General features: G+C 43.5%; 23 protein-coding genes, 1 tRNA gene, 3 rRNA genes and 1 other RNA gene. 15 read left to right on the forward strand and 13 right to left on the reverse strand.

What is annotated here, in order from left to right:
- The 4 genes from AACS00_RS14165 to rrf (AACS00_RS14180) form a co-directional block, all read left to right on the forward strand.
- Nucleotides 1-107: ribosomal RNA gene (locus AACS00_RS14165) — 23S ribosomal RNA — on the forward strand; the annotation flags it as partial.
- Nucleotides 108-270: 163 nt separating this feature from the next.
- A 5S ribosomal RNA gene (rrf, locus tag AACS00_RS14170) occupies nucleotides 271-386 on the forward strand.
- A gap of 78 nt (nucleotides 387-464) precedes the next feature.
- A tRNA-Thr gene (locus tag AACS00_RS14175) sits at nucleotides 465-540 on the forward strand.
- A 31-nt stretch (nucleotides 541-571) separates the two neighbouring features.
- Nucleotides 572-687, forward strand: a 5S ribosomal RNA gene (gene rrf, locus AACS00_RS14180).
- A gap of 41 nt (nucleotides 688-728) precedes the next feature.
- Here rrf (AACS00_RS14180) and AACS00_RS14185 read toward each other — a convergent pair.
- The 5 genes from AACS00_RS14185 to leuA form a co-directional block, all read right to left on the reverse strand.
- Nucleotides 729-1,517, reverse strand: a complete 789-nt coding sequence (locus AACS00_RS14185; protein ID WP_110167788.1) for a DUF547 domain-containing protein — start codon at nucleotides 1,515-1,517, stop codon at nucleotides 729-731.
- Between the two features lie 141 nt (nucleotides 1,518-1,658).
- Nucleotides 1,659-2,261 (reverse strand): 3-isopropylmalate dehydratase small subunit, encoded by a 603-nt coding sequence (leuD, locus tag AACS00_RS14190; protein WP_110167789.1) that lies wholly within the window; start codon nucleotides 2,259-2,261, stop codon nucleotides 1,659-1,661.
- 15 nt (nucleotides 2,262-2,276) lie between these two features.
- The gene (gene leuC, locus AACS00_RS14195) at nucleotides 2,277-3,680 is read right to left on the reverse strand and encodes a 3-isopropylmalate dehydratase large subunit (protein WP_110167880.1); all 1,404 of its coding nucleotides are present in this window, start codon (nucleotides 3,678-3,680) and stop codon (nucleotides 2,277-2,279) included.
- Nucleotides 3,681-3,741: 61 nt separating this feature from the next.
- On the reverse strand, nucleotides 3,742-4,833 hold the full coding sequence (gene leuB / locus AACS00_RS14200; protein ID WP_110167790.1) for a 3-isopropylmalate dehydrogenase: 1,092 nt from the start codon (nucleotides 4,831-4,833) through the stop codon (nucleotides 3,742-3,744).
- Nucleotides 4,834-4,892: 59 nt separating this feature from the next.
- On the reverse strand, nucleotides 4,893-6,443 hold the full coding sequence (gene leuA / locus AACS00_RS14205; RefSeq protein ID WP_110167791.1) for a 2-isopropylmalate synthase: 1,551 nt from the start codon (nucleotides 6,441-6,443) through the stop codon (nucleotides 4,893-4,895).
- A gap of 451 nt (nucleotides 6,444-6,894) precedes the next feature.
- On the opposite strand from leuA, the gene AACS00_RS14210 reads away from it, so the two are divergent.
- The 6 genes from AACS00_RS14210 (at nucleotide 6,895) to ilvN (ending at nucleotide 14,553) form a co-directional block, all read left to right on the forward strand.
- The gene (locus tag AACS00_RS14210; protein ID WP_110167792.1) at nucleotides 6,895-7,431 is read left to right on the forward strand and encodes a phosphatase PAP2 family protein; all 537 of its coding nucleotides are present in this window, start codon (nucleotides 6,895-6,897) and stop codon (nucleotides 7,429-7,431) included.
- A complete protein-coding gene (locus AACS00_RS14215) occupies nucleotides 7,428-8,474 on the forward strand; it encodes an MJ1255/VC2487 family glycosyltransferase (RefSeq protein WP_110167793.1) in 1,047 nt (348 codons plus the stop codon). The genes AACS00_RS14210 and AACS00_RS14215 overlap by 4 nt, the downstream gene beginning before the upstream one ends.
- Before the next feature lie 353 nt (nucleotides 8,475-8,827).
- Nucleotides 8,828-9,787: a transcriptional regulator LeuO gene (leuO, locus tag AACS00_RS14220; RefSeq protein WP_072671487.1), complete on the forward strand. Its 960-nt coding sequence runs from the start codon at nucleotides 8,828-8,830 to the stop codon at nucleotides 9,785-9,787.
- A 177-nt stretch (nucleotides 9,788-9,964) separates the two neighbouring features.
- Entirely contained in the window at nucleotides 9,965-11,770 is a 1,806-nt protein-coding gene (locus tag AACS00_RS14225) for an AMP-dependent synthetase/ligase (RefSeq protein WP_110167794.1), read from the forward strand.
- 547 nt (nucleotides 11,771-12,317) lie between these two features.
- Nucleotides 12,318-14,057 carry an acetolactate synthase 3 large subunit gene (locus AACS00_RS14230; protein WP_110167795.1) on the forward strand — a complete coding sequence of 580 codons (1,740 nt, stop codon included), beginning with the start codon at nucleotides 12,318-12,320 and terminating at the stop codon, nucleotides 14,055-14,057.
- A 1-nt stretch (nucleotide 14,058) separates the two neighbouring features.
- Nucleotides 14,059-14,553, forward strand: coding sequence for an acetolactate synthase small subunit (gene ilvN / locus AACS00_RS14235; protein WP_072671484.1), 495 nt, complete (start codon nucleotides 14,059-14,061; stop codon nucleotides 14,551-14,553).
- A gap of 67 nt (nucleotides 14,554-14,620) precedes the next feature.
- Here ilvN and serA read toward each other — a convergent pair whose 3' ends face one another.
- The 5 genes from serA to zapA form a co-directional block, all read right to left on the reverse strand.
- Entirely contained in the window at nucleotides 14,621-15,850 is a 1,230-nt protein-coding gene (gene serA, locus AACS00_RS14240) for a phosphoglycerate dehydrogenase (RefSeq protein ID WP_072671483.1), read from the reverse strand.
- Between the two features lie 343 nt (nucleotides 15,851-16,193).
- Nucleotides 16,194-16,850: a ribose-5-phosphate isomerase RpiA gene (gene rpiA, locus AACS00_RS14245; RefSeq protein WP_072671481.1), complete on the reverse strand. Its 657-nt coding sequence runs from the start codon at nucleotides 16,848-16,850 to the stop codon at nucleotides 16,194-16,196.
- Between the two features lie 153 nt (nucleotides 16,851-17,003).
- The gene (locus tag AACS00_RS14250) at nucleotides 17,004-17,594 is read right to left on the reverse strand and encodes a 5-formyltetrahydrofolate cyclo-ligase (RefSeq protein ID WP_110167796.1); all 591 of its coding nucleotides are present in this window, start codon (nucleotides 17,592-17,594) and stop codon (nucleotides 17,004-17,006) included.
- A gap of 1 nt (nucleotide 17,595) precedes the next feature.
- Nucleotides 17,596-17,779, reverse strand: a non-coding RNA gene (gene ssrS, locus AACS00_RS14255) — 6S RNA.
- Nucleotides 17,780-17,800: 21 nt separating this feature from the next.
- On the reverse strand, nucleotides 17,801-18,103 hold the full coding sequence (zapA, locus tag AACS00_RS14260) for a cell division protein ZapA (RefSeq protein ID WP_072671478.1): 303 nt from the start codon (nucleotides 18,101-18,103) through the stop codon (nucleotides 17,801-17,803).
- Nucleotides 18,104-18,343: 240 nt separating this feature from the next.
- On the opposite strand from zapA, the gene AACS00_RS14265 reads away from it, so the two are divergent.
- The 3 genes from AACS00_RS14265 to AACS00_RS14275 are packed head-to-tail and all read left to right on the forward strand — an operon-like array spanning nucleotide 18,344 to nucleotide 21,368.
- Nucleotides 18,344-18,919, forward strand: a complete 576-nt coding sequence (locus AACS00_RS14265) for a YecA/YgfB family protein (RefSeq protein WP_072671516.1) — start codon at nucleotides 18,344-18,346, stop codon at nucleotides 18,917-18,919.
- Between the two features lie 20 nt (nucleotides 18,920-18,939).
- The gene (gene ubiH / locus AACS00_RS14270) at nucleotides 18,940-20,109 is read left to right on the forward strand and encodes a 2-octaprenyl-6-methoxyphenyl hydroxylase (RefSeq protein WP_181397589.1); all 1,170 of its coding nucleotides are present in this window, start codon (nucleotides 18,940-18,942) and stop codon (nucleotides 20,107-20,109) included.
- 11 nt (nucleotides 20,110-20,120) lie between these two features.
- Complete coding sequence (locus tag AACS00_RS14275) at nucleotides 20,121-21,368, forward strand: FAD-dependent 2-octaprenylphenol hydroxylase (protein ID WP_110167798.1); 1,248 nt, start codon at nucleotides 20,121-20,123, stop codon at nucleotides 21,366-21,368.
- Between the two features lie 91 nt (nucleotides 21,369-21,459).
- On the opposite strand, the gene AACS00_RS14280 is transcribed toward AACS00_RS14275, so the two are convergent.
- From AACS00_RS14280 to ygfZ, 3 genes are all read right to left on the reverse strand, one after another.
- Entirely contained in the window at nucleotides 21,460-21,666 is a 207-nt protein-coding gene (locus tag AACS00_RS14280) for a DUF1107 domain-containing protein (RefSeq protein WP_040903845.1), read from the reverse strand.
- A gap of 557 nt (nucleotides 21,667-22,223) precedes the next feature.
- Nucleotides 22,224-22,703, reverse strand: a complete 480-nt coding sequence (locus AACS00_RS14285) for an aminoacyl-tRNA deacylase (protein ID WP_375152960.1) — start codon at nucleotides 22,701-22,703, stop codon at nucleotides 22,224-22,226.
- Nucleotides 22,693-23,664 carry a tRNA-modifying protein YgfZ gene (gene ygfZ / locus AACS00_RS14290; protein WP_072671472.1) on the reverse strand — a complete coding sequence of 324 codons (972 nt, stop codon included), beginning with the start codon at nucleotides 23,662-23,664 and terminating at the stop codon, nucleotides 22,693-22,695. The genes AACS00_RS14285 and ygfZ overlap by 11 nt, the downstream gene beginning before the upstream one ends.
- A 147-nt stretch (nucleotides 23,665-23,811) precedes the next feature.
- Here ygfZ and AACS00_RS14295 point away from each other — a divergent pair, with 147 nt between their 5' ends.
- Both AACS00_RS14295 and AACS00_RS14300 read left to right on the forward strand, forming a co-directional pair.
- Nucleotides 23,812-24,072 (forward strand): FAD assembly factor SdhE, encoded by a 261-nt coding sequence (locus AACS00_RS14295; RefSeq protein WP_072671471.1) that lies wholly within the window; start codon nucleotides 23,812-23,814, stop codon nucleotides 24,070-24,072.
- Nucleotides 24,041-24,445 (forward strand): protein YgfX, encoded by a 405-nt coding sequence (locus AACS00_RS14300; RefSeq protein ID WP_309048914.1) that lies wholly within the window; start codon nucleotides 24,041-24,043, stop codon nucleotides 24,443-24,445. Before AACS00_RS14295 ends, AACS00_RS14300 begins: the two co-directional genes overlap by 32 nt.
- Nucleotides 24,446-24,450 lie beyond the last annotated feature (5 nt).

Genomic DNA, 24,450 nt, shown 5'->3' on the forward strand with positions numbered 1-24,450 from the left:
TAAGTGTCCTAAAGGGTTGTTCGAGACTAGAACGTTGATAGGCAGGGTGTGTAAGCGCTGTGAGGCGTTGAGCTAACCTGTACTAATTGCCCGTGAGGCTTAACCATACAACACCGAAGGGGTTTTGTGGGCTCAATTGAGTGCATTGAATGTGTAGAGAACGAGAAACAGCTTTCCAGATTTAGGAATTGAATTTATCAACTACATCCCTGTAGTTGACCCTACGGGCCGCACTAAAGTGCGTTAAATTTTGTTCCAGACAAAATTTTGCTTGGCGACCATAGCGTTTTGGACCCACCTGATTCCATGCCGAACTCAGAAGTGAAACGAAACAGCGTCGATGGTAGTGTGGGGTCTCCCCATGTGAGAGTAGAACATCGCCAGGCTTTTATTTCTACTTCTTCTTACGAGAAGAAGTGACTCTAGCGCTGATAATAAGCGGACTAGCAGTTTAAAAAAGATCTGCTGATATAGCTCAGGCGGTAGAGCGCATCCTTGGTAAGGATGAGGTCCCCAGTTCGATTCTGGGTATCAGCACCAGTGATTCAATAGCTTGAGCTATAAAAATTCACTTGGCGACCATAGCGTTTTGGACCCACCTGATTCCATGCCGAACTCAGAAGTGAAACGAAACAGCGTCGATGGTAGTGTGGGGTCTCCCCATGTGAGAGTAGAACATCGCCAGGTACTCATTTGAAAAGCCTCTGTAGTAATACAGAGGCTTTTTGCTATTTACGATTTAACTGCCAATCATATTCATAACGAAAACGTCGCGTTATTCTTTCATCATTAGCTAGCTCTGGACGATAGCGAATAAGGTGATCCAATAATTCATCTTGTGAACCAAAATCCTCAGCGTACCATTGATAAATAGAAGATAGAATCAAACGTTGATTATGGATATTAACGCCTTTATCGCTGTTGATAAATTCATAAGCAGCCTGTTCCAGTAAACGCTCAATATTATCTGCAGTAAATGCTTCAGGTTGGAGATTGGGACAACCAAGGCTGGCGCAATTGACCACATAATGAATTCTTGCGTCTTGCCAGATAGGCCGCAAAATTCGATGCTCAATATCATTAAGGGTCAGCTTTTGATTAGCGATTTCTATTAATGGCAGATTCCAAGGTCCAAAGCGAAACCAGCCACCGATCTTGGTAATTGAGGATACAGGATAATGATCAATGACTACTTTGACAGTGAGTGCGTTATATAAGTTTATCCAGTAAGCGTACTGCTGTTGCTTATTTAGTGTTCTTGGATCTAGCCTTGTCAGGGAGTTAATATAAGCTTGTAATTTTTCTTGGTCCGAGGTTTGTAGATTGGCGTAATCGAAAACAGTGTGCATGCCTTGTTGAGATAAGTAACTATCAAGCAGTTGTTGCCAAGTTTGATGGGATACCTCTTGTGAGTTTAATTGATTACTTTGATCCCAATAGTCCCATCGTTCTGATTTGGGTGCGGCGGTGATTGATAATGACCAGCATAAGGTTAAAAGCGATAGTAAATATTTCATAGATTCCTTAATGAGAAAAAGCAGAATGCTGCCAGCAGACAGTGTAGTTCAAACGAGAAGATAAATACGGCTTTAAAAAGTAAGGGCTGCCTAGGCAGCCCTTTTTCAAATAGTCGTTGAGTTAGCTAAGCTAAAGGTTATTTAAGCTAAAAAACGCGGTATTTTTGCTTCATATTCAGCGATTTTTGTCTCATGTTGTAGCGTGAGGCCTATATTGTCTAAGCCATTTAATAAACAGTGACGTCGAAAATCGTCAATTTCAAAATGGTAGGTTTTGCCGTTAGCCGAAACAGTCAAACTTTGTAGATCAACACTGATGGTTGCTCCTTCAGTATGTTGAACATAGCTAAACAGTTCATCCACTTCTTGATCAGTCAGTTGTACCGGAATCATCTGATTATTAATCGAGTTACCATAAAAAATGTCGGCAAAACTTGGGGCGATCATCACTTTGATGCCGTAATCGGCCAATGCCCATGGCGCGTGCTCTCGAGAAGAGCCACAGCCAAAGTTTTCACGGGCAAGCAAGATACTCGCTCCTTGATAGCGAGGCTGATTCATGACAAATTCTTGGTTAGCTTTTTCACCTGCATCGTCTAAAAAGCGCCAGTCATGAAAAAGGTGCTTGCCAAATCCAGTGCGATTGACCTTTTGTAAAAACTGCTTGGGGATAATCGCATCGGTATCCACGTTGGCGGCATCAAGAGGAACGGCTAATCCGGTATGTTGCTGAAATCCTGACATGGTGTTCTCCTTGAATTAAAGTTGGCGAATATCGACAAAGTGCCCACTAATAGCGGCGGCGGCAGCCATCGCAGGGCTGACTAAATGAGTTCGACCATCACGGCCTTGACGTCCTTCAAAGTTACGGTTTGAAGTCGAAGCGCAGCGTTCTCCCGGCGCTAAGCGATCGTTATTCATGGCTAAACACATTGAACAACCGGGTAATCGCCATTCAAATCCAGCTTCAATAAAAATCTTATCTAAGCCTTCTGCTTCAGCTTGTGCTTTTACTTGCTCAGACCCCGGTACAATTAAGGCTTGAACATGGGGAGCTACTTTTTTACCTTGTGCGACTAACGCTGCTGCTCGTATATCTTCAATACGTGAATTGGTACATGAACCCACGAACACTTTATCCACCTTGTAATCAGAGAGCATTGTCCCAGCTTCTAACCCCATATAAGCTAATGCTTTTTCTGCTGAGTTACGCTCAACGGGATCGGTAAAGTCGTTCGGTGATGGAATCGGTTGATCGATGGCAATCACTTGTCCGGGATTGGTTCCCCAAGTCACTTGTGGCTTGATTTCACTGGCATCCAAGATCACTTCCGCATCAAATTTCGCATCTGGATCGGTTTTTAGTGTTTGCCAGTATTTTATAGCGTCATCCCAATCACGGCCTTGTGGCGCAAACTTGCGACCTTTAATGTAATTAAAGGTCGTTTCATCAGGGGCAATTAAGCCAGCTTTTGCGCCGAGTTCAATTGCCATATTGCAGACTGTCATTCGCCCTTCCATAGAAAGATCTTGAATAGCTTGACCACAGAACTCAACCACATAACCGGTGCCACCCGCAGCGGTAATTTTGCCAATGATGGCCAGCACAATATCTTTAGCCGTGATGCCGGGAGCGACTTTACCACGCACTTCGATTTTCATTGTTTTGGCTCGGCCTTGTTTTAAGGTTTGGGTCGCGAGGACATGCTCGACCTCTGAAGTGCCGATACCAAACGCGAGTGAGCCAAAAGCACCATGTGTCGCGGTGTGTGAATCACCGCAAACAATCGTCATGCCTGGTAGCGTGATGCCAAGTTCTGGTCCCATGACATGAACAATACCTTGATATTTATGGTTAATATCATATAAGGTCACCCCAAATTCTGCGCAGTTTTTGGCAAGGGTTTGCATTTGAATCCGCGCCATTTCCCCTGATGCATTAATGTCTTTGGTGGTAGTAGAGACGTTGTGGTCCATGGTTGCGAAGGTTTTGCTGACTTGGCGTACCGAACGCCCTTTTTCACGTAATCCATCAAAGGCTTGCGGTGAGGTTACTTCATGAACCAAATGGCGATCGATATACAAAATGGGCGTTTCACCGGGTGCGGCAACCACCACATGCGCATCATAAATTTTTTCATATAACGTTTTTGCTGATGACATTGCTTCTTCCTTGAGCTCTTTGAGCTGCATAGTGTACTCGTATCATTAACGAGTCGACTTATTATGAGTGTAAAATATAACCAGCGATTTTATCGCCCATTTCTGAGGTAGAGAGCGCCGGTTTGTTGCCTGCAAGATCGGCCGTCAGTTCTCCGGCGGATAAAGCTTTTGACACGGCATTTTCAATATCCAGTGCTGCTTGTTCTTCACCTAAGCTATAACGTAGCATTAAGGCCGCGGAAAGAATTTGTGCGACAGGATTAGCGATGTTCTTACCCGCGATGTCTGGTGCTGAGCCGCCCGCTGGTTCATAAAGGCCAAAGTTACTCTCGTTAAGGCTTGCTGAAGGTAACATCCCCATTGAACCGGTGATCATTGCGCACTCATCGGAAATGATGTCACCAAAAATGTTCGAGCATAACATCACATCAAACTGAGCCGGATCTTTGATAAGTTGCATAGTCGCGTTATCTATATAAAGATGAGAAAGTTCAACATCAGGATAATCCTGCGCAACTTTTTCAACGACCTCACGCCATAAAATAGAGCTTTGTAAAACGTTAGCCTTATCTACCGAGCAAACTTTTTTACGACGTAAGCGAGCCGATTCAAAAGCAATTTTTGCGATACGTTCGATTTCATAACGATGATAGACTTCAGTATCAAAGGCTTTTTCATTAGCTCCTTCTCCTTCACGTCCCTTCGGTTGACCGAAATAAATGCCTCCGGTTAATTCACGAACGACAACAATATCAAAGCCTCGTGAAGAAATGTCGGCACGTAGAGGTGAGAAGCTCTCTAATCCAGTATGGATTTGCGCTGGACGTAAGTTACAAAATAGCTGGAAATGTTTACGTAAAGGCAGTAGTGCGCCACGTTCGGGTTGTTGATTGGGCGGCAAGTGCTCCCATTTGGGACCACCAACAGAACCAAATAATACCGCATCGGCTTCTTCACACGCTTTGAGAGTACTCTCTGGTAGTGGACATCCATGATTATCAATGGCGATTCCGCCAACATCATGATGTTCGCGGCTAAAGGTGAATGAGTACTTTTGTTCAATAGCATCAAGCACTTTTTCGGCTTGTTGCATCACTTCTGGTCCAATGCCATCGCCGGATAAAACGGCAATGCGGTAGTGTTTGTCTGTCATGATCGTCCTTTGTCTAATTTTTTATTAAGTTGTGTTTGCTAATCAGTCGTTGTGGGAGGTTATACCGTGGCGACTTTTTTCTTTTGTTTAATTTGGTCAATCTGGTTTGCGCGATGAATGCTATTGATCACATGAAGTAGAGCTTGACCCGAGGCCTCAACGATATCCGTAGACACGCCAGTTCCATGGTATTTTCTACCGTTATAGTTAGCAATGATGTCTGCTTGACCAAGTCCGTCTTCACCTTCACCTTTTGCGGTTAAGTCGAATTTGTCCAATACAATGTCATAACCCGTTAGGCGATAAATGCATTGATAGAGTGCATCAACCGGGCCATTACCGACGGCGGCTTCGCAGTGTTCGTCATCTCCACACTTGAGTTTAATTGTAGTAGTGGCCATGACACTTCCAGATTGCACACTAAGATAATTCAACTTATAGAAGTCATCTTCTTCACGTAGATTTGAAAAGTGCATTAAGGCTTCTAAGTCGTAGTCGAAAACCTGACCTTTTCGATCGGCTAATTTGAGGAAGTCTTCATATAACGCATCTAAATTATACTCATGTTCATGATAGCCCATGGATTCCATATGACTTTTCACGGCCGAACGACCGCTACGACTGGTCAAATTCAGCGCTTGGTTTTTCAAACCAATCGATTCAGGGGTAATGATTTCGTAGGTATTCTTATTTTTTAATACCCCATCTTGATGGATACCTGATGAGTGGCTAAATGCATTCGCTCCGACAATCGCTTTATTACTTTGGATAGGCATATTACAAAGTTGACTGACGAGTTTACTTGTCCGACTGATTTCTTCATGACGAATATTGGTTTTAACTCCCAGTAGATCGTGACGAGTTTTCAATATCATGGCGATTTCTTCTAGAGCGCAGTTGCCAGCTCGCTCACCAATACCATTGATAGTGCCTTCGATTTGTCTTGCGCCAGCTTGAACGGCTGCAATGGAGTTGGCCACCGACATGCCTAAATCATCATGGCAATGGACGGAAATGATCGCTTTGTCGATATTGGGAACCCGATTAAATAACGTTTGAATAATTCCACCAAATTCGCTGGGTACTGTATAACCAACGGTATCGGGAATGTTGATGGTGCGAGCCCCAGCATTGATCGCCGCTTCTACCATACGACACAAGTTATCAATAGGGGTACGTCCTGCATCTTCACAGGAAAATTCGACGTCATCGGTATAGTTTCTGGCATGTTTTACGGCTTGTACCGCCATCTCTACCACGTCATCGTAACTGCGGCGCAATTTATCTTGTACGTGAATGGTGGATGTTGAAATGAAGGTATGAATACGAAAAGCGTCGGCGACTTTTAATGCTTTGGCGGCAGCATCGATATCTTTCGCAACGGCACGCGAAAGGGCGCAGACTCGGCTATTTTTGATGTGTTTAGCAATGGTTTGTACGGATTCAAAATCACCAGGAGAGGAGACGGGAAATCCGGCTTCAATAATATCAACTCCTAAGCGTTCAAGGGCATAAGCGATTTGTAGTTTTTCTTTGACGGTTAAACTGGCTGATAACGCCTGTTCGCCATCACGCAATGTGGTATCGAAGATAATGACCTGATCACTCATGTTTGCTCCCTGATTGTGTTGTGCCTTGTCGGTTTAATTTAGCTAGACTGATGTTTTTGGGGTCTTAGCATTGCATTAAGCCGATGGTTTCTGGTTGACTTCCTGAATATCAATATAAAAAAACCCGCATCTCTGTGCGGGTTCTATGTAATCAGTGTGTTATTTTTCTTCCACAAGCTACCCGCGCGATTGGTTCACGATCAGAAGTAGGCCTAGCAGAAGAGAAATACGCAATATCATTATTAACATTCCACACGATTAAGTTAACAAATTAGTACCGCACTCCACTGAACTCGTCAACCCTTAAATGGATTTTTTATTGATTAACCACGATGATAAGCCGTGCGAGTCAGTTTGCTTTGTCATTTAATTTCAAACAAAGGATCACGGTGTTGTCATTTGCCTTATCTATGCTCGATGAGTACTGGATAGATTAAGCAAGGAATAGATCATGCGCACCATTGAGCCACTGATTAAATTAGATTTGGCCTTGTCGACATACTGTTTACGGCATCGAACACATTCATCGTTAACGACAGTCAGTAAAGCTATTTCCCATACGGGAGATGGTCATCTTTATCTACTATTAGGTTTGTTAGCATGGGGACTCGATGGGAATTATGGCCGTCAATTTTTTCTTATTGGTATTTTCGCTTTTGCTATGGAATTACCGATTTATTGGATAGTCAAAAATGCTGTCCAACGACGCAGGCCACAAGACTATTCTCCTCGTTTGACCGCTGCTATTACTCCCTCTGATCGTTACAGCTTACCATCTGGGCACACCGCCGCCGCTTTTTTAATGGCAACACTGATTGGGTATTTTTACCCGAGTCTTTATCCTGCGGCACTGATTTGGGCCGGATTGATTGGCGGTTCGCGTATTGTCTTAGGTGTTCATTTTTTAACGGATGTTGTTGCTGGTGCGTTGTTGGGGTATCTCTCTGTGGTCATGGCTGTAACGATTCTTGGTAGTGGATTATTATGAAAATACTTTATGGTGTTCAAGGGACGGGAAATGGACATATTGCCCGAGCACGAGCGATGGCGGATGCCTTTGTGCAACGTAATATCGAGGTGGATTTCCTATTTTCAGGCCGAGATCCCCAACGTTACTTTTCGATGGAGTGCTTTGGTCATTATCAGACTCGGTATGGTCTGACTTTTGTATCTCAACAGGGCGAGGTTAGCTATTTAAAAACGCTTTATGCAAATCGTCTGGGGCGATATTACCAAGAGGTAAAAAACCTCGATCTTAGCGGCTATGATCTTGTGATTAACGACTTTGAGCCAGTCACAGCTTGGGCTGCCAAACAACAAGGAGTGATGTCAATTAGCCTCAGTCACCAGAATGCATTTCGTTATTCTGTTCCGATTAAAGGTGCTAGCTGGTTGGATAAATCGATCATGCAGTACTTTTCTCCGGCTAACTATTATCTTGCTTTACATTGGTACCATTTCAATCAACCCATTTTACCGCCAATCATTCATTCATCCAGTCAATCTATTAGTAATCAAGGGTTTATTTTGGTTTATTTGCCTTTTGAAGACTTGGATCAAGTGTGTGAATTACTGGCTCGTTTTACTCAACAACCCTTTGTCTGTTATCACCCTAGTATCAATCAGAGTTCGACACTGAATAATCTTCATTTAAAACCTCTGTCTCATCAAGCGTTTCAGATTGATTTACACCGCTGTGGCGGAGTAATTGCTAATGGTGGATTTGAATTGCCGTCCGAAGCATTATCATTAGGAAAAAAACTCCTTTTAAAGCCACTTATTGGTCAATTTGAACAACAAAGTAATGTGGCGACTTTAGAGTTACTTGGACTTGCGGCAAGTATGAATTCATTGGATGCTTTTGTGATCAGTGAATGGCTCGATGAACAAGACATTGAACGTGTTCATTATCCTGATGTGGCGTGCGCGATCGTTGATTGGTTGCTCAATGGCCATTGGGCTTGCCACTCTGAATTATCACAACAGCTTTGGAAGCAAGTCGATTTTCCTAGCTATGCCGCATTAAATTAATTCACATTATTATTCTTACCTCCAATGATATTTCTTTGGTGAATATTAGCTTTTGTTTGTGTTTTAAAGTATTCGCGGGGTCAATGTTTTATAAAAAACACCAGAAAATAAACTTTATCTTTTTTTATAAAAAACTAAATTGTTGAATTTAAAGGCCAGTTATTTGCTTTGGGTAAAATTTACTGACTTTTTCTCAATCCTATTGCTATTAGTTAAATGAATCGTTGATAGTAGGTCTCACCAGAAATTATCTGGGTAATAAATACTTCTGCATTCTTTTTTTACTTGAGATGGGTTACCACTCATTACAGTGAACATTGATGTGGATGATAATAAAAAAAGAGGCGTACTTTATGCTTAACAAAAAAGATCCAATGAGCGCAATTGCGAGTTACCGAATGGAAAGCACTTTGCGTAGCGTTGATTTAAATTTACTCACGGTGTTTGATGCGGTGATGCAAGAGCAAAATATTACTCGAGCAGCCCATAATTTAGGCATGTCTCAACCTGCAGTGAGCAATGCGGTTGCGCGTTTAAAAGTAATGTTTAATGACGAATTGTTTATGCGTCAAGGACGAGGGATTCAACCTACACCGCGTGCTCGTCAATTGTTTGGTCCGATTCGCCAAGCACTACAACTCATTCGTAACGAATTACCAAGTTCGGTTTTTTCTCCGCAGACCTCGACTCGTTTATTCAAACTAGCGATTTGTAGTCCTTGTGATATTCGTTTTGCACCACAAATCATGGCGACGATTCATGAACAAGCGCCTCACGTTCAATTGCATCTTGATGCGGAGTTTGATCGTCAATTAGCTGAGCGTATGCGTTATCAAGAGATTGATTTTGTTATTGACTATGCTCGATTTGATGAACAAGGTTTTTCTAGCACCGAAATTTTTCAAGATGAGCTGGTGGTGGTCGCTGCCAAATCTCATCCACGAATTCAAGGTACGATCACTCGCGAGTTACTGGCCAGCGAGCAACATGCTAAATTGTCAAAAGTTCATGGTCAACGTAGTTTTTCTGAGCAGGCATATCGTGAATTAGATTGCCAAGCCAACTACGAAGGAACGAGCTTGAGCAATGTACTTTACGTTGTTGGTCAGTCAGAACTTGTGACGATTGCTCCACGTTGGGTCGTTGAGCATGCAGCGAATAAAGAGCAGTTACAAATTCTAGATTTTCCATTTGATCATGCAAGTATCAGTGGCTATTTAAGCTGGCACGAATCAAGTGAAAAAGACAAAGGCCATATTTGGTTACGTGACCAATTAATGATGACTTGTGGCAATGTCGTTGCTTTATCGTAAATAACCTTGCTGAGACGTGAACTTCAGGTTAGGGAAAGCCTTAACCTGAAGTTCTTTTTATTTTCAGAGACAATCTTTTGGTAAAAGTTTGATACCGTGCCATTGTCTTTTCAACGGTTAAATGTACACTTGTTCGCTCAAAAAATAGCTTACAAGTGTAAGCCATAGGTAAGAGACATGGTCAATTTAGATTTTCATATCGTTAACTGTATTCGTGAGCAAGTTTCTCGCGGTGGCAATCGTATTGCATTACAACATAAAGTAGATAAAACTTGGCAGGGCATTACTTGGCATCAATTTGGTCAACAAATCGATCAACTGTCCTTAGCCTTATTATCGTTAGGCTTAGATATCCAAGATAAAGTCGCGATTTGTTCCCCCAACATGCCACGATGGACGATTGCCGATTTTGCTGCTTTACAAGCAAGACTGGTAACGGTGCCAATTTACCCCACCAATACAGCTGAGCAATGCGCTTATATTTTGCATAATGCCGATGTCAAAGTGTTGTTTGTCGGTGAACAAGCACAGTACGATGCCGCCCTCGCTATTTTTGCACAATGTGAGACTCTACAATTAATCATCGCTATGAATGATGACATTGATTTACAGAGTTTTTGTCATGCTTTTACTTGGAGTGATTTTATTGCTCAAGGTTCTACTGCTCAGCAAGCCGAGCTATCAGCGCGTTTAGCAAAGGCTAACTATGATGATCTTTATACCTTAATTTACACTTCGGGCACGACTGGCCAGCCTAAAGGAGTAATGCTTGATTACCGTAATATTGGTGCTCAATTAGAAGGGCATGATCAACGGTTAAATCTTTCCGATCAGGATGTTTCTTTGTGTTTCTTGCCGCTTTCGCATGTCTTTGAACGTGCGTGGAGTTGCTATGTTCTATATAAAGGGGCGACCAACGTTTATTTGCAAGATGTATCTCAAGTGCGTGAGGCATTGAGTGACGTTCGTCCTACGGTGATGTGTGCTGTACCGCGTTTTTACGAAAAGATTTTCTCTGCTATCCATGAAAAAGTAGCCAAAGCGCCATTTCATCGTAAAGCCTTATTTACTTGGGCGGTGAATATGGGAGCCAAAATGGCTTTGTGTCGTCAAGAAAATCGTCAACCGTCGTGGTTGTTAGTGCGTAGCTATCAGCTTGCGGATAAATTGGTATTAGTTAAGCTAAGAGCACTACTGGGAGGACGAATCCATTTTATGCCATGTGGTGGTGCAAAATTGGATGAAACGATTGGACGCTTTTTCCATGCGATTGGCATTAATGTCAAATTGGGCTATGGCATGACGGAAACCACAGCCACCGTCTCTTGTTGGAATGATCACCAGTTTAATCCTGATTCTATTGGTATCACTATGCCGAATGTGCAGCTTAAGATCGGGGAAAATAATGAAATTTTAGTCCGTGGACCGATGGTGATGCGTGGTTATTACAAGATGCCGCAAGAAACCGCCAATAGTTTTGATGAGCACGGCTTTTTGAAAACTGGTGATGCCGGACATATTGATGAACACGGTAACGTTTTTATTACTGATCGCATTAAAGAGTTAATGAAAACGTCGAACGGTAAATATATTGCCCCTCAATTGGTTGAAGGCACGATAGGCAAAGATCACTTTATTGAGCAAATTGCCGTGATTGCTGATACGCGTAAATTTGTTTCTGCATTGATTGTTCCGTGTTTTGATACGCTGGAAAGCTATGCGAAAGAGCTAAATATTAAGTATCACGATCGTCTTGAACTGATCAAACATAGCCAAGTGGTGGAAATGTTTGAAAAGCGAGTTCATGATTTACAACAAGGATTGGCTAAATTTGAGCAGGTAAAACAGTTTAAACTGTTGCCTAAAGCCTTCTCTATGGATGACGGGGAATTGACCCCGACCCAAAAATTACGTCGTAAAGTGATTAATGATCGCTATCAACACGAAATTGAAGATATGTATCGTGATAAGTCGAAAGAATAAATGAGAGCATGATTATCATCTGATATTACTATCATTTAAACCCCTAATATTTTCCGCCCTCCAGTATTAGTCTCAAGGGGCGGGAAGTTCTTTTCTTCTTTAGAAATATTGAAAATAAGGCGTGGTCCCAGCCTCTGTGTTTCGCTGTACGGCTTTTTCGGATTTCTACAACTATTTTGCACGGTATCGGCGAGCCACTTGGATGATTTACTGCACTCAGAGTGAGCGTGTCGGCTAACGTAACAAAATATTACTCTGTTTTTTATCTTCTTTCCGTCTCTCCATCCTATTTATGATGACAAAGTCAACATTGAGCGCCTTTTATACATTTATTTACCTTATCTTATTGTTTGCTGGCGTTTTATGCCATTAGACCTTATGAAAATAAACCGTTACAGTTGTTGCGTTACCTTAGCACTTGTTATGACCGGTGCGGGACATAGCGGAACGCGGAAGGCTTCCACATCAGGCTACAAATAAGCCCTAGACTATGTAAAACCAACTTTATCCACTGACCGAGTGCAGAAGATTGGTTAAGGAGAATAAAATGGCAGAAGTACCGAATATAGCGATGTTATCTGGCGCTGAAATGGTTGTGCAATCGCTGATAGAAGAAGGGGTGGAGCAGATTTTTGGCTATCCCGGTGGTTCAGTATTAGATATCTACGATGCGTTGCATCTCAAAGCTGACCAAATTAAGCATGTCTTGGTCCGGCACGAGCAAGCCGCCACGCATATGGCGGATGGTTATGCTCGAGCCACAGGAAAGACAGGAGTGGTGTTAGTCTGCTCGGGGCCAGGTGCAACCAATACCATTACTGGTATTGCTACCGCCTATATGGATTCCATTCCTATGATTGTTATTTCCGGTAACGTTGCCACGAATTTAATCGGTAATGATGCCTTTCAGGAATGTGACATTGTTGGTGTATCAAGGCCGATCGTAAAACATAGTTTTTTAATTAAAAAAGCTCAAGATATCCCAGAAACTATCAAAAAAGCGTTTTATATCGCTTCAACTGGGCGTCCTGGTCCCGTCGTGATTGATATTCCCAAGGATGTGATGGATCCTTTGGTTAAATTGCCGTATCAATACCCAGGTTCAATCCATCTTCGGGCTTATAATCCAACCACTGCGGGTCATAAAGGGCAGATAAAAAAAGCCTTAAAAGCCTTGCTTGCCGCTAAAAAACCGGTGCTGTATATCGGTGGTGGGGCGATCATTTCACAAGCCGATAAACCTATCAAAGCCTTAGCTGAACAGCTAAATTTACCTGTGGTCAGTACATTAATGGGATTAGGGGCTTTTCCTGGTACCCATAAAAACAGTCTAGGCATGTTAGGAATGCATGGTTTATATGAAGCCAATATGGCAATGCATCATGCAGATTTGATTTTTGGGGTTGGGGTACGATTTGATGATCGTACCACGAACAATTTGGAAAAATATTGTCCCAATGCCAAGATCATGCATATTGATATTGACCCGTCTTCTATCTCAAAAAATGTCAAAGTTGATTTGCCTATCGTAGGCTCAGCTGAACAAGTTTTAACGACGATGCTCAACTTATTGAATGAGCAAGACGAAACCAATGATCATCAAGCATTGGCCGCATGGTGGCAAGAGATCGATCAATGGCGAGAGCGTCAATGTTTACGTTATGAAACCTCGGCTGAACGAATCAAACCCCAGCAAGTGATTGAAAGCTTATTCCGGATTACCGAAGGCAATGCTTATGTGGCTTCCGATGTTGGTCAGCATCAAATGTTTGCCGCACTTTATTATCCATTTGATAAGCCGAGACGCTGGATTAACTCTGGGGGGCTTGGCACGATGGGATTTGGCTTGCCTGCGGCGCTTGGTGTTAAGTTTGCCTTGCCGGAAGAAGAAGTCGTGGTCGTGACGGGAGACGGCAGTATTCAGATGAATATCCAAGAGCTTTCTACTGCGTTGCAGTATGGTATTCCGGTCAAAATCATCAATCTTAATAACCGTTTCTTAGGTATGGTCAAACAGTGGCAAGATATTATTTACCAAGGTCGTCACTCTAACTCTTACATGAGTTCAGTCCCTGATTTTGCGGCGATAGCGGAAGCGTATGGTCACGTAGGGATGCGCATTTCATCCCCTGATGAACTGGAATCAGGGCTGGCTAAAGCGCTCGCTATGAAAGATCGTTTAGTGTTTGTTGATATTAGTGTTGATGAGACAGAGCATGTTTACCCAATGCAAATTAAGGGTGAAGGCATGGATAAAATGTGGTTAAGTAGAACGGAGAGAACCTAAGATGAGATATATCATTTCCTTATTGTTGGAAAACCAGCCGGGTGCGCTTTCTCGTGTGGTTGGTTTGTTCTCTCAGCGTGGTTATAACATTGAAACATTAAACGTTTCGCCTACTGATGATGAAACATTGTCGCGTTTGAACATCACCACTAAATCAGATCAGATGCAATTAGAGCAGATTCAAAAGCAATTGCATAAGTTGATCGATGTTTTGAAAGTACAAGAAGTCTCTGAGTTTGAGCATATCGAGCGTGAATTAATGTTGGTTAAAGTTAAAGCCAGCGGTTTTGCTCGGGCTGAAGTCAAACGAACGGCGGATATCTTTCGTGGCCAGATTGTCGATGTGACTGCTGCGCAATATACGGTTCAGTTAACTGGAACCAGCGATAAACTGGATGCCTTTATTGCCGCGATCACCGAAGTCACGGAAGTGATTGAAGTGGCACGAAGTGGCGTTGTTGGCATGACCCGCGGTGAGCGAGCTCTACGTGGTTAATACAAACTAAAAAGCTCTAAAAAAACCAGCCTAGGCTGGTTTTTTCGTTTTATACATCGATGATTGATTAATGAAGAATGCGCGCACGAATGGTGCCATCGATGGCCTTGAGTTTGACTAAGGCTTCTTCAGAACGTGCAGTCTCGACGTCAATCACCACATAACCAATATTGGCGCTAGTTTGTAAATATTGCGCAGCAATGTTGATGCCATCTTGGGCAAAAATGGTGTTGATTTGGGTTAGGATACCGGGACGATTCTCATGGATATGCAATAAACGAGAACAATCACGATGCTGAGGTAACGATACTTCAGGGAAGTTAACGCTCGATAGGGTTGAGCCGTTATCTGAGTATTTGGTTAGTTTGCCTGCGACTTCAATACCAATGTTTTCTTGCGCTTCTTGAGTTGAGCCACCAACGTGTGGAGTAAGAAGGACATTATCAAACGCAGTTAGTGGCGATTCGAAGCGCTCTTTATTTGATGCCGGTTCCGTTGGGAAAACATCAATCGCGGCTCCAGCAATATGGCCAGATTCAAGAGCGCCACATAACGCAGGAATATCAACTACGGTCCCTCGCGCAGCGTTGATAAATATAGCGCCCGGTTTCATGCGAGCGAACTCTTCTGCCCCCATCATGTTTTTTGTTTCAGGCGTTTCTGGGACATGTAAAGAGATCACATCACACTTATTGAGTAACTCGCTCATGGTATGAACTTGAGTTGCATTACCTAAAGAGAGTTTATTTTCAATGTCGTAGAAATAGACATGCATGCCAAGGTTTTCAGCAATAATTCCAAGCTGAGTACCAATATGACCATAACCAATAATCCCTAAGCGTTTGCCGCGCGCTTCATAGGAATTGTCGGCACTTTTTTTCCAGATGCCACGATGAGCTAAAGCATTTTTCTCTGGGATACCACGTAGCAACAAGAGGATTTCGCCCAAAACCAATTCGGCTACACTGCGTGTGTTAGAAAAGGGAGCGTTAAATACCGGAATACCACGTTGGGCTGCAGCTTCTAGATTAACTTGGTTGGTGCCAATACAGAAGCAACCGATGGCGACCAGCTTATTAGCAGCATTAATGACTGACTCAGTGAGGTTGGTTCGTGAGCGAATACCGATAAAGTGGACGTCTTTGACGGCTTCCAGTAGCTCGTTTTCTTCGAGCGAACCTTTGTGATACTCAATATTGCTGTAACCTGCGGCTTGTAATACTTCGACGGTTGAAGGGTGTAGCCCTTCAAGCAGTAAGATTTTAATTTTATCTTTTTCTAGTGAAACTTTGGCCATGATACTCGTCCTTAAATATGGGAAATGGGCTTATTGAGTTAACCACAAGTATCCCCATTCCGTTTGAAGTTACCGTTTCATGTCATTGATGCTGGAGAGATGAATCGGTCATAGAGCTATTTTTCAAATGGTTTGGGTATCAAACGTCAATTATTGGACTTGTTTTATTCAACGCAAACGTTTTCCTTGGGTGTCTTTGCTCCAATAAACTAACAAATATTTTCCCGTTTGGGTAAGAAAATTACGGAATAAGCGAGAATATTCTTTAATGAAAAGCAATAAAAACGGCACTCAAGGTGCCGTTTGTAATCAAATAACCAAAAAGGTGGTGATTTTCTCAATCTTATTCTTCGATTTTAGCACCTTGTTCGGTGCCTGTGATCACCACATCGGCACCACGATGAGCAAATAAACCATTGGTTACGACACCGGTAATCGAGTTGATTTTATCTTCCAGTGCTTTGGCTTGAGTAATGTGCAGATCGTGCACATCCAAAATAATATTGCCGTTATCAGTAATCACCCCTTCACGATAGACAGGTTTTCCGCCCAATTTGCTCAATTCACGGCTAACGTAGCTACGCGCCATTGGGATAACTTCAACTGGCAATGGAAATTTCCCTAGTACGGGAACGGCTTTGCTGCCATCGACGATACAGATAAATTGTTTAGCAATCGCCGCAACAATTTTTTCTCGCGTTAAGGCTGCGCCACCGCCCTTAATCATTTCACGTTGAGCGTTGATCTCATCAGCACCATCGACGTAAATATCTAACGCTTCAATGTCATTACAGTCATAAACTTTGATGCCGAGTGCTTGGAGTTTTTCTGTTGAAGCAATAGAGCTAGAGACTGCGCCTTGAATATCATCCTTAATAGAGCCTAAGGCATCGATGAAGTGATTAACGGTTGACCCCGTGCCGACACCAACAATACTGCCTTTTTTGACATAGTTAAGTGCAGCCCAGCCGGCGGCTTTTTTCATTTCATCTTGAGTCATGCCTATCTCCTGATTGTGAGTCATTGAATGTTGGTTGGTATTCCCTGTCAATACATGAACCATAAAGGGGGAATAAGGGCGCGATTATATACTCAAATCGTATTCAGCTGTACTGAGAGAAGACAACAATCGAGTCGTTTATGTCTACACAGATCACGCTTTCCATTGCCAAACTCGCGTTGGCGTGACGATTTTAGGTAATGGAATATCCCAACTTTCGTGGGGTAATTGCTCGACATATTGACAGTTATGCGCAAAACCGATCGGTGTTGCCCCTTGGCCTGTCGCAAACCAATTGGCGAGGGTTCGATCGTAATATCCGCCTCCCATCCCTAAGCGTTGGCCATGAGCATCAAAGGCTACTAACGGGGTGCAGATCAGATCCAGTTGTCCGAGTGGTTGGATCAGTTGTTGATTGAGTCGCGGTTCAAGAATCGCAAAGCGATTACGCACCATAGGCGTTGTAGATTGATAACGTAAAAAAAGGAGATGACCGGGAGAAAATGGGTGCAATACTGGTAGATAAATACATTTACCTTGAGCCCATAACCATTCAATCAGAGGTTGTGTATTTAATTCACCATCAGTAGCCAGATACAAGGCAATGTGTTGGCTTGTTTTCGCTTCAGGAAGCTCAGTAAAGCGCTGGATTAAGTCTTGGCTGGCTTGCTGTTGCTCAGTCTGAGACAGTTGATTGCGTCGTTGGCGAATCAATGAACGTAGTTGTTGACGAGTTGGTAACATTAGGAACCCCAGAGTGCCGTTGAGGACTGTGGCCCTTGAACCAGCTGGTTCAAGGCGGATTAGCAATGGCTACCGTAGGCTTCTCGGTACAAGCCGAGCCTGCTCAATAGTGACCAAGTACCAACCCTTATGTGTTGCTTATCGGCTCAGGGACGTACATCCTCTGACAAACACTCCAGGGTAAAACTTGTGCAGGTAATGTAACACTATCCGTGTGGTACTTTATTGAGTACTGCTTGTAGTGATGCAGTCAGCTCTTCCACTCGCTCACTGATTTGTTGCTGTTGATCATTCTGCTTTTGTCGCTCCGTCTGTAGCTCATAGCAGATATTAAGAGCGGCAATGGTAAGTAGCTTAACCTCATTAGTTACCTTAGTACGTTCAGCCATATCTTTCAATCGTTGATCGAGATCTTGTGCGGCGCGTATTAACGAGGCTTCTTGTCCAGAAGGACAATTGACACGCGTTTTTTTGCCTAAAATTTCAACGTCAACCGCTTGATTACTCATGATAATTGAACTCTATTCGCGTAACTAATGATGATTGTATCCGAGCAACCATCGAGGGGCAAACTATAGGTAAAGTGGTCACAAGATTCAAGCTTTTCAGGTTGATAAATAGTAATTGGCAAAGTAAACACCGACTTCTTAACCAATTTGCGTTAAAGGCAAGCACAAACCCAGCACGGAGGATTTTCCCGATGACCTCGAAGTGATAGGATGGCAATTATTTACCATGATGAAGTGACCATGAGCGATACAACGTTTCCCAGTTATAACCAACTAGCCAGCGAACTCCAAGCGGCATCGTTAGCGATAAATCCAGCTGAACTGCATGGTTTGATCGCTGGTATGCTAGCCGGAGGCTTAACCTTAAATGATCAAAGTTGGCAACCGCTGCTTTTTGATTACACCAATGATGGTATGGGCTGGCCGACGGGTGCATTAGAAAAAGCGAAACAGTTACTGTCCGCCACTCAAGCCGAACTTGCCAGTGAGGATTTTAAGTTAACCTTATTAGTACCGATCACCGATGATAGCGAGGCTCTATTTCAATTCGCGGATGGCGTCGCTGATTGGGTCAATCACTTCATTTCTGGGCTCGGTTTAATGGCTGTCACTCTGTCTGGGTTATCGACGCATGCTAAAGAAGCTCTGCAAGATTTAGAAGAGATCGCAAAATTAGGCATTGATGAGCAAGACGATCTTGATCAGCAAGCGCAGTTACTTGAGCATGTGATTGAGCATATCAAGGCGTGTGTGTTTATGTTGTATATCGAGTTTAAAGGCTCGGTGAATCCCGATACTAAACCTATCGTGCATTAAGTGAGGCAGTGGTGAGAGAGGTGAAATCTTTTGATGTGATCATTGCTGGTGGTGCAATGGCAGGATCGACATTGGCGTTAGCATTGAATGCACTTAGTCAACGTGCTCTATCGATCGCCATTATCGAACCCTTTCAAACGAACCATCATGCACATCCAGGGTTTGATTCTCGCTCAATTGCGTTGGCTCATGGTACGGTGGAATTGTTAAAAAGCTGGGGGTTGTGGCAAAGCCTATGCCCCTTTGCCACACCGATAACACAGATCCACGTTTCTGACCGCTCTCATGCAGGGATAGTTAACTTTGATTCTACCCACCTTGGTTTAGACGCTTTAGGGTATGTGGTCGAACTGTCTAAAGTTGGCCAACAGTACGCTGAGAAAATTAACGCCTGCGATAATATTACCTATTTTTGCCCACTGAGTGTCGAGCATGTTGAGCGCTCACCAGAACACGTTAGTGTAACCTTATCCGATCAACAGAGAATAACCGGAAAGTTATTGGTTGCTGCAGATGGTGCATTGTCGACATCTAGTGCCCAAATGGGATTCGTTCGCCAAGAACACGATTTTGAGCAGGTGGCTTTAATTGCCAATGTGGTTTCTGCTCAGCAACATCGGGGACGTGCCTTTGAGCGTTTTACTGCATCTGGGCCCTTAGCGTTATTGCCCATGAGTGACGACCGCTTATCGTTAGTTTGGTGTCTATCTGCCGAACAGGCCGAACAGATGCTGTATGCTTCAGATAGTGAGTTTCTTGCTCAGTTACAAACGATGTTTGGCTGGCGCTTGGGGCGATTTTTACAGGTTGGGCAACGTTCTACCTACCCATTAATTTTGCGTTATCATTCCCAGACTATTGCGCATCGATTTGTCACCATCGGCAATGCGGCGCAAACGCTGCATCCTATTGCTGGACAAGGTTTTAATCTGGGGATCCGAGATATTGCTACACTTGCGCAAGTGCTGACCGAAGAAGATACTCAGTCGATGGGTGAGTACCGTCAATTAGCAACGTTTCGTCAGCGCCGTGAAGCGGATCGCCAAGCAACGATTCAATTAACGTCGACATTAGTTCATCTGTTTTCTAATGATTGGCTGACATTACGAGTGGGACGCAACTTAGGGTTGATGGCGATGGAAAATATCCCATTGTTAAAAGCGCCTCTACTCAATCACACTTTAGGATAAAGGTAATAAATATGATGCAAAGTGTGGACATTGCCATCGTCGGTGGTGGTATGGTTGGGCTAACGCTGGCGGTTGCGCTAAAAGATTCCGATCTGAGAATCGCGATCATTGAAAGTAAAACGCCGGATACTCAGTTTGACGATTTACCTGATGTTCGAGTGTCAGCCTTGAGTCGCGCGAGTGAAACAGTCTTGAAAAATCTTGGTGTATGGTCGGGGATCCTTGCGCGTCGAGCGAATCCTTACTTCGCAATGGAAGTATGGGAACAAGATAGTTTCGCCAAGATTGAGTTTTCTGCGCAGGAAATTACCCAGCCTAACCTTGGGCATATTGTTGAAAATAGAGTGATTCAATTGGCACTGCTTGATGAAGTAAAAAAACAAGCCAATGTCAGTCTATATATGCCAGCTCATTGCCAACAATTGGCTATTGGCGAGAATGAAGCGTGGTTAACCCTAAGTGACGGGCAAGCATTAACGGCTAAATTGATCGTCGGTGCGGATGGTGCTCACTCTTGGGTGCGTCGCCAAGTCGACATCCCTTTAACGTATTGGGATTATGGTCATCATGCTTTGGTTGCTAACGTGCGTACTGAGCTGGCACATCAGGCGATAGCTAGGCAAGTTTTTACTCCACAAGGGCCGCTAGCCTTTTTACCGATGGGGGACATGCACATGAGTTCGATTGTGTGGTCAACCGAAGCGAGTCGTGCTCAGCAATTAATGGCCTTAGAGGATCAGGCATTTAATAAAGCATTGACGGCTGAGTTTGATGCTCGTCTTGGCTGTTGTGAAGTCGTTGGTACAAGGCATGCTATTCCGTTAACGGCACGCTATGCTCGTGATTTTGCTAGACAGCGCATCGCATTAGTCGGTGATGCAGCACACACCATTCATCCATTGGCGGGGCAGGGTGTTAACTTAGGATTACTTGATGCCGCTGGTTTGGCGGAGCATCTTCTCTCTACTTGGCAGCAAGGGCTTGATATTGGTCAGCATCGCTATTTACGACCTTACGAACGTTGGCGTAAAGCAGAAGCCGCCAAAATGCTAGCTAGCATGCAAGGTTTTAAAGAGTTATTTTCTGGTGATCATCCGGCTAAAAAATGGCTACGTGGCATGGGTATGCAGTTAGCGGGACAAATTCCCGGAGGGAAACAGATGATGATGCAGCATGCGCTCGGTTTAAAAGGTAAATTGCCTAGAATCGCTCAGGGCCTTCAGGCAGATCATTTCCGCGATTACAATCCATTGAGCTAGACATTGGTTCGCAGAACGATCGTTTCTCGTGTCGATGAAACATAAAAAAGGGTTAGCTGTAAAGCTAACCCTTTTTCGAATAATGAGTTAATTAAGCGTATGCACAACGTAAGCGACGGATTTCTTGGTTGACCTCGTTGACGGTCTGGAAATGTCGTTGTTCGGCACGTTCAGGTAAGATCAATTTTCCGTGGTCAAACTCAAATCTACCAACACCATAGATATAGATTCTTCCTTTAAAAAGACGACTTACGTGCTTAGCAATCATACTGGGTGTATAGCGCTTAAACAGTCTCATATTTCGATCCTTTCTTTATTTCCATGCAAGTAAGTATAGGTTAAATCACAGAAAAATAGTGTGATGAAGGCAGCTATACTTACTGCATTGACTGACGAATTTAATAGTTTGCCCGATTACCTATCTCGATTCGGTGTATGAACATTTGGCGATAGGATAGACCATGCTTTAGGTATCGACGGCAGTGATGATGGTTATGGCGCCTATTTAGCCAAATGAATATGACAGTAATAAGAATAGCGGAAGAAAATAAAAACGAGTGATAGATGGGTGAGTTTTTTGTAAAAAATGCCCGCAAGGTTGCGGGCTAAATAATCACAGATGCATTACACACAAAGCGAGTTACAGGTAAAACCTGCTAACCGCTTTTTACTGACGATGTTCCTGAACACTTAATCAGAACCTTGATATCAAGTGAACGGACTGACCTTCATCAGTAAAATCAGGGTAACTGAAAATCATACCGTTAACTATTTATGATTGAAAAGTGATTTAATATTCATGTGAATACATTGAATAATTTAGCTGTGATCACACTATCTTGGTCATGAATAGCACTAATCGCGAACGATATCTGCAAATTTAGGTTGGCATAACTCAACCAAGTCATTGAGTGCTAAGGCTATCCCTGCATGCGGTGAGCCACTGCTAATGGTGACCAACGTTTGTTGTTTTAATGAATAGTCAAAAATAACCGGTAACGATATGGTTAAGCATAATGGCGTGACAGTGCCTATTGTATAGCCTGTCAACGCTTCAACTTGAGAGCGGTCGACGCAAGTCATTCTTCGCCAATCTAATACTCTGCGAACTTTCTTCGGATCCACAGTTTGATCGCCAGGTACACACGCTAAAGCCAAACGGTTACTCATATCGCGCAGTAAAAGACATTTGACCATTTGACTGGGATCGATGCCGCGTTGACGTGCGGCATCTTCGATGGTGATTGCGGCTGACTGATGATGCAGCAACTGATGATCGACCTTTTGTTGCTCTAAGTAGTTGATGATTGGGGTTGAAAGTGGTTTAAGCATCATCTAATGAATAGGGTAAAGGTTGTAGTGTCCAGCGTGTCTCTGGCTGAGATTTTATGCGTAATAGGGTATCAGACTCAAGGTTATTGGGGAGAACAATAAGCCCGATAGCACGTTGATCGGCAAAAGAGTAATGGGCCATCAGTACCCCAGCGCTGCGCCAGTTATCACCAACCGCTCGTTCTAATTCAATGCTTTGATCGGCGTTTAATGGCTGATGAATATCACCGGCGACCAGACATAAAGCTCGCTTATTGATCCCTCGGTATTTGGCTCGTGCTACCGTTTCTTGGCCAGTATAACAGCCTTTGTTAAAGCTGATGCCGCCTAAAGCCTGTAAGTTTAACGCTTGCGGGATATGCTCATTTTGCTGCTCTTGAGTGACGATCGGTAGTGCTTCTTGAATCTCAAAGCGAGTCCAGATCTCTGAGTTGACGCGCTGAGCTGGCATGTTTTCCAGTAAGGCTTCTACGGAATCAGGATTAACTAACAGTAACCAACGTTTAGCGCTGATTTTTACCGCCGTTCCTTGCTCTAAAACACGTACGTCATCGCGACAATCACTGAATTGGTCTAGCCACCGTTCAGCTTGTGTTCCGATAAGGCCTAAAGCGACATCTTGGCTTTGGTCGATGGTCACTTTAGAAAAAATCGCGTACTTTTTGAGTTCTCGTAATTCGACGTCAACCGCTGAAGCGGGTTGGAACATGGCGTAACCATCTCGGTGATGAAATAAACGAAAAGCGCTCCATACTTTGCCTTTCGCGTCGCAGTGTGCGCCGTAAACCATTTGTTGTGCAGGTAATGCGACCACATTACAGGTGAGCTGTCCTTGTAAGTAAGGTTTACTATCGATGCCTGAAACGCAGATTGCGCTCCACTGTTCGAGATGGGTCACCATCAATTCCGGTAATAAGTCATCGGTGGTCACTAAAAGAGGGGTAAATGTATTTTTCCAGCTCATATCCTTCACCTAACTGAAATGATTTTCACTATGTTAATCTGGATCAAGTTTTTTGTCAGCTTGAATAGGGACTGTGACTAAGCTACTAGTTGTATTGAGGGTTGCTTGTTACACTTGCCAAAAATGTACCTAAGGTGAGGAAAGTCGATGTACACTGCGCAAGAAAAAGCACGAGTGAAATGGGCATGCCGTCGTGGCATGTTAGAACTTGATGTGGTTGTCATGCCCTTTTTCGAGGAGTGTTTTGAAGCCTTGAGTGAATCAGAGCAACAAGATTTTGTCTCTTTACTTGAGTGTGATGACCCTGATCTCTTTACTTGGATCATGGGCCACGGGCGCTCTGAAAATCTCGGTCATGCTGCCATGGTAGACAAGATTGTCGCTTATAATCTCAGCAAAGTCCGTTAAGCTTGCTTTAAGTCCTTCCCTGTTTGCCCATATTACCGCGTGGTGTCTGTTGATGCTGCTGATATGGGCATTATTAATTTCGCCCATTCCTCTCATCGCCGCTATGGTGATCCTGTGTTATTGGCTAAAAACACCTTTATTAGATTGGTTACCAGCGACTTTATCACAAGAAGTTGAGATTGATTTTTCTGGACGGCTGCGATGGGCAGACCAAGAGTTGTCTTACCAAGGTGTATCGTTATTATATCGAGGATTATTCATTCGTTTTTATGGTCGGCAGCGATCCGTGCTCCTATGGCGAGATAGTTGCTCTGCAACGGATTATCGTCAGTTGCTGGGGCGCTTAAAACGGGAGCATTCAGGCTCCCGTTAACGGTG

The organism is Vibrio sp. 11986-1-5, from assembly GCF_963878025.1.
Taxonomy (GTDB): domain Bacteria; phylum Pseudomonadota; class Gammaproteobacteria; order Enterobacterales; family Vibrionaceae; genus Vibrio; species Vibrio injensis.